Below are 15,189 nucleotides of genomic sequence, written 5' to 3' on the forward strand. Positions count from 1 at the left end.
CGTGCGCAGCGCCTTCCGGGGCCGGCCGCCGCCGGGTCCGGCGCACCTCGCCGTCGGACGCCCCGACCGCCGGCGAAACGCCTGACCTGACCGGTCAGGCGGGTCAGGAATGGAGAAGCACCGGTCAGCGAGGCGCGGATAGGGTGACGACCATGGTCACCGGCTGAGACCGAGCCGCGCGGCGCCGGTGAGACCGCGGCAGCGGCCCCGGCCGACAGAGGAGACACCAATGAGCAAGGCCCAGAGCGCGGACAAGCCGCCGGCTGCCCCGCACGCCGCCGACAGCCACGGTCTGATCCGGGTGCACGGCGCGCGCGAGAACAACCTCAAGGACGTCAGCATCGAGCTCCCCAAGCGCCGGCTGACGGTGATCACCGGTGTCTCCGGCTCGGGCAAGAGTTCGCTGGTCTTCGGCACGATCGCCGCCGAGTCGCAGCGGCTGATCAACGAGACCTACAGCACCTTCGTCCAGGGCTTCATGCCGACGCAGGCGCGGCCCGAGGTCGACGTACTCGACGGGCTCACCACCGCGATCATCGTCGACCAGCAGCGGATGGGCGCCGACCCGCGCTCCACGGTCGGCACCGCCACCGACACCAACGCGATGCTGCGCATCCTCTTCAGCCGGCTCGGCAGGCCGCACCTCGGCCCGCCCGGCGCGTTCGCCTTCAACGTCGCCTCGGTCCACGCCAGCGGCGGCATCACCGTGGAGCGCGGGGCCGCCAGGACCAGGACCGTGAAGGCCACCTTCTCCCGCACCGGCGGCATGTGCACACGTTGCGAGGGCCGGGGCACCGTCACCGACATCGACCTCACACAGCTCTACGACGACGCCAAGTCGATCGCCGAGGGCGCGTTCACCATCCCCGGCTGGAAGTCGGACAGCTTCTGGACCGTGCGGCTCTACGCCGAGTCCGGCTTCCTCGACCCGGACAAGCCGATCCGCAAGTACACCAAGAGGGAGATGCAGGACTTCCTCTACCGGGAGCCGACCAAGGTGAAGGTCGAGGGGGTGAACCTCACGTACGAGGGGCTCATCCCCAAGATCCAGAAGTCGTTCCTCGCCAAGGACAAGGAGGCGATGCAGCCGCACATCCGGGCCTTCGTGGAGCGGGCGGTCACCTTCGCCGCCTGCCCCGACTGCGACGGCACCCGGCTCAGCGAGGCGGCCCGGTCGTCGAAGATCAAGGAGATCAGCATCGCCGACGCCTGTGCGATGGAGATCCGCGACCTGGCCGAATGGGTGCGCGGCCTCGCCGAGCCCTCGGTTGCGCCGCTGCTCGCCGCGCTCCGGCAGACCCTCGACTCCTTCGTGGAGATCGGCCTCGGCTACCTCTCGCTCGACCGGGCCGCCGGCACGCTCTCGGGCGGCGAGGCGCAGCGGGTCAAGATGATCCGCCACCTCGGCTCCTCGCTCACCGATGTCACCTACGTCTTCGACGAGCCCACCATCGGCATGCACCCCCATGACATCCAGCGGATGAACGGCCTGCTGCTGCGGCTGCGGGACAAGGGCAACACGGTGCTCGTCGTGGAGCACAAGCCGGAGGCGATCGCGATCGCCGACCACGTCGTCGACCTCGGTCCCGGCGCGGGCGCCGAAGGCGGCACGGTGTGCTACGAGGGCACCGTCGAGGGACTGCGGGCCGCCGGCACCGTGACCGGCCGCCACCTCGACGACCGGGCCGCGCTCAAGGAGACGGTGCGCCGGCCCACCGGCCGGCTGGCGATCCGCGGCGCGTCGACGCACAACCTGCGCGACGTCGACGTCGACATCCCGCTCGGGGTGCTCACCGTCGTCACCGGTGTCGCCGGCTCCGGCAAGAGCTCGCTCGTGCACGGGTCGATCCCGGCCGGCGAGGACGTGGTGTCGATCGACCAGAGCGCCATCCGCGGCTCCCGGCGGAGCAACCCGGCGACGTACACCGGACTGCTCGACCCGATCCGCAAGGCGTTCGCGAAGGCCAACGGCGTGAAGCCGGCACTGTTCAGCGCCAACTCCGAGGGAGCCTGCCCGGCCTGCAACGGCGCCGGCGTCCTCTACACCGACCTGGCCATGATGGCCGGCGTCGCCGTCCCCTGCGAGGAGTGCGAGGGGAAGCGGTTCCAGGCGTCCGTCCTCGAGTACCGCCTCGGCGGCCGCGACATCAGCGAGGTGCTGGCGATGCCGGTGACCGAGGCCGAGGAGTTCTTCGGGGCCGGCGAGGCGCGGACGCCCGCCGCGCACACGATCCTCGGCCGGCTCGCCGACGTGGGGCTCGGCTACCTCTCTCTCGGCCAGCCGCTCACCACGCTGTCCGGCGGCGAGCGGCAACGGCTCAAGCTCGCCACCCGCATGGGCGAGAAGGGTGGCATCTACATCCTCGACGAGCCGACCACCGGCCTCCACCTCGCCGACGTCGAGCAACTCCTCGGCCTGCTCGACCGGCTGGTGGACTCCGGCAAGTCGGTCATCGTCGTCGAACACCACCAGGCCGTCATGGCCCATGCCGACTGGAGCGTCGACCTCGGCCCCGGCGCGGGCCACGACGGCGGCCGGATCGTCTTCGAGGGCACCCCCGCCGACCTGGTCGCCGCCCGCTCCACCCTCACCGGCGAGCACCTGGCGGCCTACGTCGGCCGCTGACCGGGCGCGCGGCCACCGGGACCGCGGCGGTCAGGCCGGACGTCCGGCGCACGGTCAGGGCTGCCCGCCGCGCTCCAGCGGGATCCGCTCGCCCGCCTCGATCGTGACCGGCAGCCGGTTCTCCGCCGGCGGCAGCGGGCAGGTCGCCAGGTCGGTGTCGGCACACGGCAGGTTCCCGGCGCGGTCGAAGCCGAGCGTCACCCGACCCTCGCCGTCCGGGGGAGCGATCGACAGCGAACGGTTGGCGGCGTACGTCGTGACGCCCGAGGTGGCGTCCGTGAACAGCACCAGCAGGCTGCCGGGGGTCCTGCCGTTGAACGAGGTGAGCCGGTGCGCCTCCCCGGCCGGCTCGATGGGTGCCTGCCCGCAGGGCCCAGGACAAGATCGGCTACCGCAGCGGTCGGCGGACGGCGTCCCTCCGGGCCCCGGCGGCCGGCCCGGCGCGGCGGCCCCGCGCGGCCGGCCCCTACCGCCCGGCCGGCTCCGCCGCGCTGCTCGCCGGAGCCCCGACCCACCGGAGCCGGCAGCGCCGAAGGACGGCGGTTTCCTCGTGCCCGACCCTGGCAGCGAGTGCCACTTGTGCGGAACCATCGGTAGTGGTCGGTCGGTGGACAGGCGCGCAGGGCGAGAGCTCAGGGGGATCACCGTGGACGAGCAACGGGTGGCGGGGCGGCGACGGCGGTGCTGAGCGCGCCGACCACCGACGCCCGGGAGCGTCCGGTGGCCACGACGGAATTCCGGCCCGCATGACGCCGCGTCAGGACGAGGGCGGGGAGTCGCCGGACGTCGAACTGCACGCCTGGGCGTCCGGGCACGGCGCGGTGTACCAGTCGGCGGAGAACATGATCGTGGTGCACGGCGGTGTGGTCCAGCACCGGCACGAGCACTACCACTCCGATGGTGGGGAGTCCGAGCGGACCACCGCCCCGGCGACGGAGGAGGACTGCCCGTACCCGGGGCTGCGCCCGTTCCGCAGGGGCGAGGCCGCGTGGTTCTTCGGCCGGGAGGTCCTGGTCGCCAGGGTGCTGGACCGGCTGGAGCGGTCCCTGGCCGACCACAGCCCGCTGGCCGTGGTCGCGCCGTCCGGCGCGGGCAAGTCGTCACTGCTGCGCGCCGGGCTGCTGCCCGAACTGGCCAAGGGACAGCTGCCCGGCTCCCGGCACTGGCCGCAGCTGCTGCTCACCCCCACCGCCGATCCGCCGGCGGCGCTCGCCGCCGGGCTCGCCCGGCTCCTCGGCGCCCCGGAGACCCTGGTCAGGGAGGCGATGGAGGCCGGCCCCGGCCCCCTGGTCGCGCTGTCGCGTGCCCGGCTCGGGCTGCCGCCGGGCGGCAGGCTGGTGCTCGTCGTCGACCAGTTGGAGGAGCTGTTCACGCTCTGCCAGGACGACGCCCTGCGCCACCGGTTCGTGGCCGTCCTCGAGGCGCTCACCAGTGCCGGGGACGGCAGCGGTCCGCCGGGCGGCGCGGAGCCCGTCGCGCTGGCGGTCTACGGGCTGCGCGCGGACGCCTACGGCTCCTGCGCCGCCTTCCCGCACCTGCGCGACGCCCTGGTGAACCGTCAGGTCATCGTGGGCCCGATGAGCGACGACGAGGTGCGCAGGGCGGTGACCGGACCGGCTCGGCGCGGCCGGCTGAAGCTCGCCACGGGACTGGTGGACGTGATCCTGCGCGACCTGCGCGGCACCGCCCGGCAGGACGAGGGCGGGTACGAGGCCGGGCGGCTGCCGCTGCTCGCGCACGCGCTGCGGGCGACCTGGCTGGAGCGCCGGGGCGACACCCTGACGGTGGGCAGCTACCGCGACACCGGGGGCATCGACCGCGCGGTGGCGGCCACCGCCGAGGAGGAGTTCCGCAAGCTGACGCCGCCGGCCCGGCGGGCGGCGCGGCTGATGTTCCTCAGCCTGGTCAGGATCGGCGAGAACGGCGAGCTGACCCGTCGCCGCCGGACCCGCCGCGACCTGCTGCTGACCGCCGCCGACCCGCGGGCCGTCCCGGAGCTGGTCGAGCGGTTCACCCGTGCCCGCCTGCTCACCCAGGACGTGGAGCGCGGCGAGGGCACCGTCGAGGTGACCCACGAGGCGCTGCTGCGGGCGTGGCCGCGGCTGCGCGACACCTGGATCGGGGCGGCCGGCAGGACCGGTGTGCCCGACCGGCAGGAGCTGGAGGAGGCGGCCGTCGCCTGGCGGCGCGGCGGGCGCAAGGACGTGACCCGGCTGTACCGGGGCGCGCGGCTGGAGCTGGCCCGTTCCTGGGCGGCGGACCACAGCCACGACGACGTCACCCCGCTGATCGCCGAGTTCCTCGCCGCCTCCCGCCGGCAGCAGCGCCGCGCCCAGCTGATCCGGCGCGGCGCGGTGGCCTCGATCGTCGTCCTGGCGCTGCTCGCCTCGGTGGCGGCGGGGTTCGCGTTCACCCAGAAGGGCAACGCCCTGGAGCAGCGGCGCAACGCCCTGCGGCAGCGCGACGCCGCGATCTTCGACCGGGTCACCGCCGAGGCCGACCGCCGGCGCGAGACCGACGGCGCGCTCGCCGCGCAGCTCGACCTGGTCGCGTACCGGATGCGGCCCACGGCCGAGCTGCGTTCGCGGCTGGCGACGGAGGCGGGCTCGGTGCTGTCCACCCCGCTGCCGCAGCGGTACGACACCGTGTACTCGGTCGCGTTCGGCCCGCGCGGCCGGCTGGCCACCGCGGCGGGCTCGATGCGGCTGTGGGACGCCTCGGACCCGGTCCGACCGAAACCGCTGATCCCCAGCGTCAGGAACAAGAAGGGGGTCCGCACCGCGTCGGTCGCGTACAGCCCGCGGGGCGACCTGCTGGCCGTGGGCGGGTCGAACGGGCGGCTGCGCATCCTGGACGTCTCCGACCCCCGGCACCCGGTGGCCCTGTCGGCCGCCACGGCGGTGTCCAGGGGCCCGGTGGGCAGCGTGAGGTTCGCCCCGGACGGCCGGACTCTGGCGCTCACCACCTACTTCCAGTCCGGCGATGCCGCGACCGGCACCGTGGAGTTGTGGAGCGTGGCCGACCCGCGGCGTCCGCACCGGCTGAGCACCGTGCTGTCGGTCCGGCGGCAGGGCGTCCACTCGGTGGCCTTCAGCCCGGACGGCAGAACCCTGGTCGCCGGCGGCGGCACCGGCCCGGGGAGTGACCGAACGACGCTGCTGCGGCTGTGGGACGTCTCGGACCCGGCCCGTCCGGTCGCCCTGGGCGGTGGCCTCGGCGGCCACACGAGCATCGTCAACCAGGTGGCGTACAGCCCCGACGGACGGACGGTGGCCAGTGCGGGGAGCGACAACCGGGTGGTGGTCTGGGACGTCTCGGACCGGCGTCGCCCGAAGGCCGCGAACCAGCTGTACTTCAACACCTCGGTCTACTCCGTCGCCTTCAGCCCGGACGGCAGGGTGCTCGCCACCGGGGACAACTCCGGCAGCGTCTACCTGTGGAACACCGGTGCCCCCCGGCAGACCAGGGTGCTGGGCCCGGCGCTGCGCGGCCACGCCACCATCGTCACCAGCCTGTCCTTCGACGCCGGCGGATCCACCCTGGCCAGCGGCGGTGGGGACGGCAAGGTGCAGCTGTGGCGGCTGCCCCCGACGATGGCGGTCACCGGGGGCGGCCAGAGTGCCGGCGCGCTGGCGGTGACCGGTGACGGACGGCTGCTGGCGGTGGCCTCCGGTTCCGAGGTCACCCTGTGGGACGTCTCCGATCCGGCCCGGCTGACCCGCCTCGGCGCGCTTCCGCCGTTCCGCACCGGCGTGAACGCGCTGGTGTTCCGGCCCAAGGGCCCCGGTGGGCCCCTGCTGGCCACCGGGGACAGCGGTGGCGGTGTGCGCCTGTGGGACGTGTCGGCCCCGACCCGCCCCTTGCAGGTGGGAGCGGCGCTGCCCGGCCAGCGGAAGCCCGTCGGGGCCCTGGCCTTCGACGCCGACGGGCACACTCTGCTCGCCTCCGCCATGAGCTTCGAGGGGGGCCTGGTCGGCGGACTCCGCGCCTGGGACGTCTCGGACCCCGCCCGCCCCGCCGCGCTCGGCGACGGCGAACTGGCCGGCCAGCGGACACCGGTCAAGGGGATGGCGACGGCGCCTCGGGGCGGTCAGGTCTACACCGGCGACATCCTGGGCCCGGTCCGCGTCTGGCGCACCGGCGCCGGTGCCGTCCCGGTGCGCACCGGCGAGGTGAACAGCTCCCAGCTGGTCTTCTCCCTCGCCGCCGACCCGCGGGCACCGCTGGTCGCCACCGGCAACGGGGACAGCAAGATCCGGCTGTGGAACGTCTCCCGGCCCCGGTCCCCGGCCGCCGTCGGGGATCCGCTGCTCGCCGGCGGGATCGTCAACAGCGTGGCCTTCGCCCCGGACCGCGCGCTGCTCGCCAGCGGCAACGCCGTCGGACAGATCCAGCTGTGGGACACCTCCGACCCCGCCCGCACCACCGCCCACGGGCTTCCCGTCACCGGCCACGCGGGCCCGGTCCTCGCGCTGTCCTTCGGGCCGCGCGGCGGTCCGCTGATCACCGGCGGTGCGGACGGGACCGTACGCCTGTGGCAGAACGACCCGGCCCGCGCCCGCACCCTGCTGTGCGCCTCGACCCGGCGGGCCATGACGGCCGCCCGGTGGAGGACGTACGTGTCGCCGGACCTGCCCTACGACCCGCCCTGCGGCGCCGGGTGAGCGGACGCCGTCACCGCACGCACGGGCGGGGCCGCGGGACAGGGCGTTCCCCGGCGGGGCCGGGCCGGCCATGCCCCGCCCGCGCCGGTGACCGCGTCGTCGTCGCCGGTCACCGCCCGGCCGCCTCCCGGGAGATCCGCTCGAACTGCGCGCCCATCGCCTCGGCGAGCGCGGTGGCGGCCGACAGCGGGCGGACCATGACGACGAAGTCGTCGATCCTCCCGTCGTCGTCGACGTGCAGGAAGTCGCAGCCCTGGATCTGCTTGCCGGCGACGGTGGCGGTGAAGACGAGGGCGTGGTCGCGGCCGTCGGAGGCGCCGATCTCCCGGACGTAGCGGAAGTCCTCCAGCACGCGGAGCACGCCGCGCAGGATGGCGGCGGTGATCGCCTTGCCGGCGTACGGCCTGAAGGCGACCGGACTGGTGAAGACGACGTCGTCGGCCAGCAGTGCTTCCAGGGCCTGCTCGTCCCGGGTCTCGACGGCTTCGCGGAACGGGTGCACGGACTCCACCTCTATTCAAAAAGTTGATTAGGTGTACTGGAGAGTAGGTGGGCGTTCCGGTGTCTGTCCAGCCCCCCGGAACCGGGCGGCCGGCGGTCCGCTCCCGGCGTCCTCGGCCCGGAACGGATGGTCACCTCGTTGATTAGTCAACGCGGTGCTAATGTGGCGCGATGGCACTGCGTAACGCACTGATGGCCGCACTGCTGAGAGGCGAGGCGTCCGGGTACGACCTCGCCAAGGAGTTCGACGCCGCCGTCGCCAACTTCTGGATGGCCACCCCCCAGCAGCTCTACCGGGAGCTGGAGCGCATGGCGGCCGAGGGGCTCATCGCCGCCCGGGTCGTCGAACAGGAACGCCGCCCCAACAAGCGCCTCTTCTCCCTCACCGACGCCGGTATGGCGGCGGTACGGGACTACGTCGCCGAGCCGCCCGGCAAGCCGACGGCGATCCGGGACGAGCTCATGGTCAAGGTCCAGTGCGCGGACGTGGGCGACCTCGGAGCCGTCCGGGCCGCGATCACCGAACGCATGGCGTGGGCCACCGCCAAACTCGCCCACTACCGGCGGCTCCAGGAACGGCTGCTCGGCGGCCGCACCGAGGAGGAGTTCTTCGCCGAGGCCGACCGGATCGGCCCGTACCTCACCCTGCTCCGCGGCATGTCCTTCGAGCGGGAGAACCTCCAGTGGGGCGAGATGGCGCTCCGCAGGCTCGAGCAGCGGGCGGCGGTGCCGCGACCGGCGGGCTGAGCGTCCCGGCCGGACCGGGCCGGCCCGCCCGCCGCCCCCTCGGGCCCGCGACCGGCGGACGGCCGTCCGCCGGCGACGGCCGCACCGCCGGACGCCCCGAGCCCGCACCCGGGCCGCGCGACGCCGGCGCACCCCGGTGTCCGGCACCGGGGCCAGCGCGCTCAGCCGAGGAAGTCCGAGCACACATGGGTCGCCGGCCGCCCGCTGCGCGCCCGCACGGTGACCCGGATGTCGTCGGTCTGCCGGGTGCCGCCGCCGTCGGCCATGGTGCGGGCCCGGGCAATGCTGCACACCAGCTGCCCCGCCAGGTTCCGGTCGCCGGGGGAGGAGGCGGAGAGTTCCTGCCGCGGGACGTCGACCGTGACCGTGTCCGGGCCGACCGTGGTCTCGTAGGGACCGTCCGGGGTCACCGAGGTGGTGAGCCCGGACGCGCGCTCCGCCTCCGTCGGGCCGGCCATGAGCAGCTTGATGACGCCCCTGGGGTCGGTGACCTTGGACGCCGGGACCTCCGGGCGGGACACCGCCTCCAGCCGGCCGGCCGGGGAGACGAAGTACAGACGCAGGTTCCTGGTGAGCCCGCCGGCCGCCCGGCCGCCGTCCAGGACACCGGTGGAGGGCACCCCGCATCCGGCGAGCAGCGCGGCCGAGAGAGCCACGAGCACGGCCCGGTTCCCCCGGCGTGCGGCCCTCATCGGTTCCCCCCGTGGGTGAGCCGCCACGGCAGTGCCAGCGTGAACACCGCTCCGCCGCCGGGTCTGTTGGCCGCCTCGATGGTGCCCCCGTGCAGGCGCGCGTTCTCCAGCGCGATGGCGGTACCCAGGCCGCTCCCCTTCGACCGGGTGCGGGCGGTGTCCGCCTTGTAGAAGCGGTCGAAGACATGGGACAGCGCCTCGGGCGGCAGCCCGGGGCCGCGGTCGGCGACCTCGACGGTCACCCGGCCCCCGGCCGGGTCGGCGGCCAGGGCGAGCGTCACGGGCTCGGCCCCGTGCCGGAGGGCGTTGCCGACGAGATTGGCGACGATCACGTCGATCCGCCGCCGGTCGACCGACGCCCGTATGCCCGGCGGGAGGTCGGTGCGCACCCGGTCGGTCCAGCCGCGCAGGGAGAGCGCGGCGCGGACGGCCTCGGCGAGATCGGTGTCGGTGAGGTGGAGCCGCGCGGCTCCCGAGTCGAAGCGCGACATCTCCATCAGGTCGTCCACCAGCCGGGTGAGCCGGGCGGTCTCCTCGCTGACCGTGCGGGCGGCGTGCGCGGTGTCCGGCGGCAGCGCTCCCGCGTCCTCGTCGAGAACGGTGGCGACCATCGTCATCGCGGCGAGCGGGGTGCGCAGTTCGTGCGACACGTCGGCGACGAACCGCCTGGCCCGCGCGTCCTGCTCGCGCAGCTCGGTGACGGACGCCTCCAGGGCGTTCGCCGTCTCGTTGAAGTCCCGGGCCAGGTCGGCGAGTTCATCGCTGCCCCGCACCCTGACCCGGGAGCTGAGGTCGCCGGACGCGTGCCGCCGGGTGGCCCGCTCCAGCTCGCGTACCGGGCGGAGCACGGTGCCGGCGGCGAGCAGCGCCAGCACGGCGGCGAGCAGCACCACCGGCACGATGCCGTCGCGGACCGCGTCCAGCACCCCGGCCGTGTCCTCACGCTCGGCCCGCAGCGAGCTGATGGCGTAGACGTCGAGGCCGGAGGGCGCCGCCGAGTCGAGCGTGACGGGGGTGCCCACGACCAGGTAGGGACTGCCGTGCCGGTCGACCCGCTGGAAGCTCATCCGGTTGCGGGTGCGCACCGCCTCGCGCAGCGCGGGCGTGATCGGCGAGCGGTCGGCGGAGGCGTCGGACGACACGGTGAGGGAGCGGTACCGGGCCACCACGACGGCGCCGTCGCCGAGCCCGTCCGCGACCCGGGTCGCGAAGCGGGTGAGCGCGACCCCGTCGGCCGGGACGTCGAAGTCGGCGGCGGCCTGCTCCACCCGGTTGCGGAACTCGGTGCGCACCGCGTCCTGCTTGCGCTGCAGGACGGCGCTGCGCGACTCGCGGTAGGCGAGCGCGGTCGCGGTGACCGCGCTGATGAGGGCGACCAGCACGAAGGCGACGACGAGCCGGGTGCGCAGCCCGCCGAGCCGCCGCGGGCCGCGCGGGCTGGGGCGGCGCACGGTCACACCGGCCCGAAGCGGTAGCCGAAGCCCCGGACCGTCTGGACGTAGCGCGGCCGCGCGGGGACGTCCTCGATCTTGGCGCGAAGCCGCCCGACCGCCGCGTCCACCAGCCGCGAGTCTCCCAGGAAGTCGTGGTCCCACACGGACCGCAGCAACTGCTCGCGGCTGAACACCCGGGCCGGGGAGGCCGAGAGCTCCAGCAGCAGCCGCAGTTCGGTGGGCGGCAGGGCGATCGGCGCCCCGCGCTTGGCGACGGTGATCGCGGCCCGGTCGATGACCAGCCCCGCGTGGTCCTCGCCGCCGGCCGACCGAACCGGTTCGGCCCGTCGCAGCGCCGCCCTGATCCTGGCCTCCAGCACCGGAGCGGTCACCGGCTTCACCACGTAGTCGTCGGCGCCCGCCTCCAGGCCCCGCACGATGTCGCCGTCGTCGCCGCGCGCGGTGAGCATGATCACCGGCACCGTCGAGCCGGCGGCCCGCAGACGGCGGCAGACCTCGAAACCGTCGATGCCGGGCAGCATCAGGTCGAGCACGGCGAGGTCGGCGGCGGCGCCGGCCGGCCCGGCCAGCAGGGCGAGCCCCTCCTCACCGGTGGCGGCCGTGCCGACGTCGTATCCGTGCCGGCGCAGTACCAGTTCCATCCCGTCGCGCACGGACACGTCGTCCTCGATCAGCAGTACGTGGGGCATGGGGCCGATTATGCGCGACGGTGCGCCCGGCCCAGGCCCGGCGGCGGCGGGCGGAACCGCCGCCCCGCGCATTGTTACCTGCTCATCACACGGCCATGGACCGGTCACCACGTGCCGGGCCGACGGTGGTCCGCATGAGCTTCCACACCGCTTCCCGTGCCACCGCCCGGCTCCGGCTCGCCACAGCCGTCGCCGCCCCCCTCCTCGCCCTGTGCGTCGCCTGCGGCGGCGGGGAAGGAACGGGCCTGGAACGGGGCGACGAGGTCGCGTCCGCGCCCGGCGGACCGACCGCGGACCGGACGTCCGGCAAGGGCCCGGCCTCCTCCGGATCCTCCGCCGAGGGCAAGAGCGCCTTCTACGACGCGCAGCTGAAGTACGTCCGGTGCATGCGGACCAAGGGCGGGGTGGCGGACTTCCCCGACCCCAAGCTGAGCGGCTACCTGGACTGGGCGCGGATCGACGAGATCACCGACCCGAACGGCAGCGGCGAGGAGCAGAAGGGCGGCAGGAACGGCGTCTGCGGCCCGGAGATGGCCGAGGCCATGAAGCTGGAGCCGGAACGCGACGCGCAGCGGGACTACGAGTCCATGCTGGCGCACGCCAAGTGCATGCGGGAGAACGGCGCCTCCACCTTCACCAACCCCACCATGTCCGGCGGCGAGGTCATCCCCGGCGGCGACCCCGACCCCGTGAACCCGACCCTCGACAGGAACTCTCCCGCGTACCGGGAGGCCCGCGAGGCGTGCAAGGGCAAGCTGCTCGAGGGCCTGGACGGGATGCAGTAGATGAAGCACCGTACCGGATTCCTCGTCGGCGGCGCCGCGGTCGCCGCCGCGGCACTGGGCGCGGGCGCCCTGGCGTACGGCGGTGGCGGCGACGGTGCCGGGGACGGCCGCGACGACCCGCCCCCGGCCACCGCCACCATCACCCGGGCCGACCTCGTCCAGTCCAAGACCGTCGACGGAAAGATCGACTTCGCGCAGCGGCGCGCGGTGAAGTCGGCGGTGGCCGGCACCGTGACGGTCGCGGCACGGGAGGGCGCAACGGTCACCCGCGGCCAGGCCCTCTACGAACGGGACGACAAGCCGGTCACCCTGCTGTACGGACCGGTGCCCGCCTTCCGCGAGATGAAGGTCGGCGCCCGCGGCAGCGACGTACTGCAGCTGGAACGCAACCTCGTCGCGCTCGGCTACGGCAGCGGGCTCTACGTGGACCCGCGCTTCGACGGGGCGACGAAGGCCGCCGTCCAGCAGTGGCAGAAGTCCCTCAACCGCACCCCCACCGGCCGGGTCGGCCAGGGCGACGTCGTCTTCCAGCCCGAGCAGGTCACCGTGGTGGGCGCGGACGCGGCGCTCGCCGACCAGGTGGGGCCGGACACGGTCGTCCTCACCGTCGCCTCCAGCAGACCGGTGGTGCGCGCGGAGCTCGACCAGGGCGACGCCTCGCTCACCGCGCACGGCACCCGGGTCGAGGTCACCCTGCCCAGCGGCGCGGACCGGCGCGGCCGGGTCACCGGCACGGTCCGGCCGGAAGGCTCGCCGGAGGCCGCGCCCCAGGACGGCATCACCGTCGAGGTCACCCTGGACGGCGGCGCCTCGGCGGTGTCCGGCGAGGACACCCGGGCCACGGCGAGTGTGAAGTTCGTCAGCGAGAGCCGCGAGAACGTCCTCACCGTCCCGGTGGAGGCGATCGTCGCGCTGCGCGGGCCGGACGGCGGCTACGGCCTGCAGGTCATCGAGGGCGCCACGTCCCGGATGGTGCGGGTGGAGACCGGGATGACGGCCGACGGCCGCATCGAGGTCCGGGGCGGGCAGATCAAGGAGGGCCTCACGGTCGGGGTGGCCACGGAATGACGCACTCCTCATCCGGCCCGCCGCCCGTCGTCGAACTGCGGGACGTCGTCAAGTCCTATGCCGGCGGCGTGCACGCGCTGCGTGGCGTGAGCCTCACCGTCCGGGCGGGCGAACTCCTCGCGATCGTGGGCCCGTCGGGGTCCGGCAAGTCCACGATGCTCAACGTCATCGGCACCCTCGACGCGCCCACCGCGGGCACGGTCCGGGTCGCCGGGTACGACGTGGGCCGGCTGTCGGACGCGCAGCTGTCCGCGCTGCGGGCGCGCCACATCGGCTTCGTGTTCCAGCACTTCCACCTGGCGGCGGGCCGCGACGCCGTCGGCAACGTCGCGGACGGCCTGCTGTACGCGGGGGTCCCCGTCAAGGAGCGCCGGGCCCGCGCGCGGGCCGCGCTGGAGCGCGTCCGCCTCGGCCACCGCCTCGACCACCGCCCCGCCGAGCTCTCCGGGGGTGAGAAGCAGCGCGTCGCCATCGCCCGCGCGCTGGTCGGCGAACCGGACCTGCTGCTCGCCGACGAACCGACCGGCGCCCTGGACACGGCGTCCGGCGAGGTCGTCATGGAACTGCTCCACGAGCTGAACGCGGCGGGTACCACGGTCTGCGTGATCACCCATGACACCGGCATCGCGCAGTCGCTGCCGCGCCGGGTCCGCTTCCGGGACGGCGCGATCGTGTCCGACTCCCATGTCCTGGAGGTGGGTTCACCGTGAGCGCCCTCGACCGGCGGCCGGCCCCGGCCGGCCGGCCGCCCCGTCTCAAGGCGTCCCGGCTGCCACCGGGCGACGTGCTCCGCCTCGGCGCGGTCGGGCTGGGCGCCCGGCGCGCCCGGGTCGTGCTGTCCGCCCTCGGCATCGCCATCGGGATCGCCACGATGATCGCGGTGGTGGGCCTGTCCCAGTCCAGCAAGTCGGACCTGATGGCCCGGCTGGACCGCCTCGGCACCAACCTCCTCACCGTGGAGGCGGGCAAGGACGCGCAGGGACAGGCGCTGAAGCTGCCCAAATCGGCGGTGGCGATGGTCGAGCGCATCGGCCCGGTCCGGCACGCCACGGCGACCGGGGACGTGGACGCCAGGATCCGCCGCAGCGACGTGGTGCCCGAGGAGCGCACCGCGGGCGTCACCACCCAGGCGGCCCGTACGGACCTGCTGGCCGCCCTCAACGTCCGCGTGGCCAAGGGCACCTGGCTGAACAGGGCCAACGAACGGCTGCCGGTCACGGTCCTCGGCTCGGTCGCCGCCCGGCGCCTGGGCATCACCGAACCCGGTGAGAAGATCATGATGAACGACGAGTACGTGGTCGTGGTCGGCATCCTCCGGCCGGTGGAACTGGTCCCGACCCTGGACCGGGTGGCGATGGTCGGCTTTCCCGCCGCCGAGCGGTACTTCGGCTTCGACGGCCACCCCTCGATGATCTTCGAGCGTTCCCCGGACGCCACGGTCGAGGACGTACGCGAGGTGCTGGCCCGCACGGTGAGCCCCGGCGCCGAAGGCTCCGTCAAGGTCTCCCGCCCCTCGGACGCGCTCGCGGCGAAGGCGGCGACCGACAAGGGCCTGACCACCCTGATGCTCGCCCTGGGCGCGGTGGCCCTGCTGGTCGGCGGGGTGGGCGTGGCCAACACCATGGTCATCTCGGTGCTGGAGCGCCGTCAGGAGATCGGTCTGCGCCGGGCGATCGGCGCCACCAGGAACGCGATCCGGCTGCAGTTCCTCACCGAGTCCCTGCTGCTGTCGGCCCTCGGCGGCGCGGCGGGCGCCCTGCTCGGCACGGCGACGACGTTCGGGTTCGCCCTCGCGCAGGGCTGGACCGCCGTGGTCCCGCCCTGGTCGGTGGCGGTCGGCTTCGCGGCGACGCTGCTCATCGGCGTGCTGGCGGGTCTGTATCCGGCGGTACGGGCGTCCCGCCTGCACCCCACGGTCGCCCTCAACGCCACCTGACACGCCTTCCCCGGCGGGTACGGCGAG

General features: G+C 74.5%; 11 protein-coding genes and 1 pseudogene. 7 read left to right on the top strand and 5 right to left on the bottom strand.

The annotated features are described in order from the left end of the window. The first annotated feature begins 229 nt into the window (after positions 1-229). Positions 230-2,626 (top strand): ATP-binding cassette domain-containing protein, encoded by a 2,397-nt coding sequence (locus ACH4B3_RS23435; RefSeq protein ID WP_398465631.1) that lies wholly within the window; start codon positions 230-232, stop codon positions 2,624-2,626. A 54-nt stretch (positions 2,627-2,680) separates the two neighbouring features. Here ACH4B3_RS23435 and ACH4B3_RS23440 read toward each other — a convergent pair. Continuing rightward, positions 2,681-2,992, bottom strand: a pseudogene (locus ACH4B3_RS23440) (DUF1684 domain-containing protein); the annotation flags it as partial. Positions 2,993-3,372: 380 nt separating this feature from the next. On the opposite strand from ACH4B3_RS23440, the gene ACH4B3_RS23445 reads away from it, so the two are divergent. Beyond that, positions 3,373-7,290, top strand: coding sequence for a hypothetical protein (locus ACH4B3_RS23445; protein ID WP_398465633.1), 3,918 nt, complete (start codon positions 3,373-3,375; stop codon positions 7,288-7,290). Positions 7,291-7,399: 109 nt separating this feature from the next. On the opposite strand, the gene ACH4B3_RS23450 is transcribed toward ACH4B3_RS23445, so the two are convergent. Next, positions 7,400-7,792 (bottom strand): nuclear transport factor 2 family protein, encoded by a 393-nt coding sequence (locus ACH4B3_RS23450; RefSeq protein ID WP_398465635.1) that lies wholly within the window; start codon positions 7,790-7,792, stop codon positions 7,400-7,402. A 170-nt stretch (positions 7,793-7,962) separates the two neighbouring features. Here ACH4B3_RS23450 and ACH4B3_RS23455 point away from each other — a divergent pair, with 170 nt between their 5' ends. After that, positions 7,963-8,538, top strand: coding sequence for a PadR family transcriptional regulator (locus ACH4B3_RS23455; RefSeq protein ID WP_398465637.1), 576 nt, complete (start codon positions 7,963-7,965; stop codon positions 8,536-8,538). 161 nt (positions 8,539-8,699) lie between these two features. On the opposite strand, the gene ACH4B3_RS23460 is transcribed toward ACH4B3_RS23455, so the two are convergent. The 3 genes from ACH4B3_RS23460 to ACH4B3_RS23470 are packed head-to-tail and all read right to left on the bottom strand — an operon-like array spanning position 8,700 to position 11,373. Beyond that, entirely contained in the window at positions 8,700-9,200 is a 501-nt protein-coding gene (locus tag ACH4B3_RS23460) for a GerMN domain-containing protein (protein WP_398465639.1), read from the bottom strand. 26 nt (positions 9,201-9,226) lie between these two features. Then, positions 9,227-10,687 (bottom strand): ATP-binding protein, encoded by a 1,461-nt coding sequence (locus ACH4B3_RS23465; RefSeq protein WP_398465641.1) that lies wholly within the window; start codon positions 10,685-10,687, stop codon positions 9,227-9,229. Next, the gene (locus ACH4B3_RS23470; protein WP_398465643.1) at positions 10,684-11,373 is read right to left on the bottom strand and encodes a response regulator; all 690 of its coding nucleotides are present in this window, start codon (positions 11,371-11,373) and stop codon (positions 10,684-10,686) included. The genes ACH4B3_RS23465 and ACH4B3_RS23470 overlap by 4 nt, the downstream gene beginning before the upstream one ends. 134 nt (positions 11,374-11,507) lie before the next feature. Here ACH4B3_RS23470 and ACH4B3_RS23475 point away from each other — a divergent pair, with 134 nt between their 5' ends. Genes ACH4B3_RS23475 through ACH4B3_RS23490 form a run of 4 tightly spaced genes read left to right on the top strand, consistent with a single transcriptional unit; the run spans position 11,508 to position 15,162 of the window. Beyond that, a complete protein-coding gene (locus ACH4B3_RS23475; RefSeq protein ID WP_398465645.1) occupies positions 11,508-12,158 on the top strand; it encodes a hypothetical protein in 651 nt (216 codons plus the stop codon). Then, the gene (locus tag ACH4B3_RS23480; protein WP_398465646.1) at positions 12,159-13,226 is read left to right on the top strand and encodes a peptidoglycan-binding protein; all 1,068 of its coding nucleotides are present in this window, start codon (positions 12,159-12,161) and stop codon (positions 13,224-13,226) included. Further along, positions 13,223-13,936, top strand: coding sequence for an ABC transporter ATP-binding protein (locus ACH4B3_RS23485; RefSeq protein ID WP_398465648.1), 714 nt, complete (start codon positions 13,223-13,225; stop codon positions 13,934-13,936). The genes ACH4B3_RS23480 and ACH4B3_RS23485 overlap by 4 nt, the downstream gene beginning before the upstream one ends. Further along, positions 13,933-15,162, top strand: coding sequence for an ABC transporter permease (locus tag ACH4B3_RS23490; RefSeq protein ID WP_398465650.1), 1,230 nt, complete (start codon positions 13,933-13,935; stop codon positions 15,160-15,162). Before ACH4B3_RS23485 ends, ACH4B3_RS23490 begins: the two co-directional genes overlap by 4 nt. Positions 15,163-15,189 lie beyond the last annotated feature (27 nt).

It is taken from the genome of Streptomyces sp. NPDC018031, from assembly GCF_044327625.1.
Taxonomy (GTDB): Bacteria; Actinomycetota; Actinomycetes; order Streptomycetales; family Streptomycetaceae; genus Streptomyces.